Annotated in this window: 3 protein-coding genes; all 3 read left to right on the top strand. The window is 61.1% G+C overall.

Annotated features, from left to right (window positions below; translation table 11 throughout):
* Window positions 1–428 (top strand): NAD(P)-dependent oxidoreductase (locus DVK07_RS19570; RefSeq protein WP_147441253.1); only part of this gene is annotated, 428 nt, incomplete at its 5' end.
* A gap of 184 nt (window positions 429–612) precedes the next feature.
* Window positions 613–753 carry a DUF2080 family transposase-associated protein gene (locus DVK07_RS19565; protein WP_121598517.1) on the top strand — a complete coding sequence of 47 codons (141 nt, stop codon included), beginning with the start codon at window positions 613–615 and terminating at the stop codon, window positions 751–753.
* Between the two features lie 3 nt (window positions 754–756).
* A partial coding sequence (locus tag DVK07_RS19560) for a helix-turn-helix domain-containing protein (protein WP_158603198.1) occupies window positions 757–994 on the top strand: 238 nt, incomplete at its 3' end.

Below are 994 nucleotides of genomic sequence, written 5' to 3'. Positions count from 1 at the left end.
CCCGCCGGCACGGCGTCCCCGCGGTCTCGCTGCGCCTCTCGTGGGTCACGTTCCCGGGCGACGAGCGGCGCCGCGAGGCCCGGGAGACGTTCGACCCCGCGACTGCGGAGCCGAGCGGCAACTGCTGGTCGTCCGTCGACGTGCGCGACGTCGTCTCCGCGATCGAGGCCGCGATCGACCCCGAAACCGAGATCCACGGCCACGAGGCGGTGCTGATCGTCGCCGCGGAGAACTTCCTCGGCCGCGACACCGCCGCGACGATCGAGGCGGTTCACGGCGACCGCCCCGCCGACTGCGACCTCGACGGCGACGAGTCCGTCTTCGACTGCTCGAAGGCGGAGCGCCTGCTCGGGTGGGAGCCGGAACACTCCTGGCGCGACGAGGAAGCGAACAACGGTGAAAATTCTACGTCTGTCCGTGACCGCTAGCCGGAGGTTTCGAAGCGGTTCTCTTAGCAGAATACAGGCGGTAAGCCCCCTTCCTCAAGGAGCGACCAGCGGGAGCGAGTAGGGAGGGGATACACCGCCGTCATCATGTCTCAAAAACGTTCGTACTCGCTGCCCAACCACCCCACCGATAGAGTTAAGTTGAAATAATGTTTAAACACAGATGATGGATAGACACGAAGTAGAAGGCCACGAAGTCATTGAGGGAGAGGTGAAGCCGACCGGCAACGGCGCACACGTTCTCGTTCCGAAGCGATGGCGTGGTGCAGACGTGAAAATCGTCCGAACGTCAGCCCCCGACGGATAGTCAATGCGCTACACCTACAGATTCCGGCTTGATCCCACGCCTGAACAGCGTGAGCTGTTGGATCATCACCGAGATACCTGTAGGCAACTCTACAATCACGCACTCAACGAATTTGAGAAAATCCCCGAATCGGCGGGAACACTCAACCAACGAGTACGCCAAGTACGCGATCAGCTCACCGATCTTAAAGTCTGGTGGGATGAACTAAATGACCTCTATTCAACGGTCGCACAAGCCGCTG

The sequence above is a fragment of the Halorubrum sp. Atlit-26R genome, assembly GCF_003666015.1.
In the GTDB taxonomy this organism is placed as follows: Archaea; Halobacteriota; Halobacteria; order Halobacteriales; family Haloferacaceae; genus Halorubrum.
Note: the sequence above shows the minus strand (reverse complement) of the source record. Positions and strands in the feature narration are given on the sequence as shown.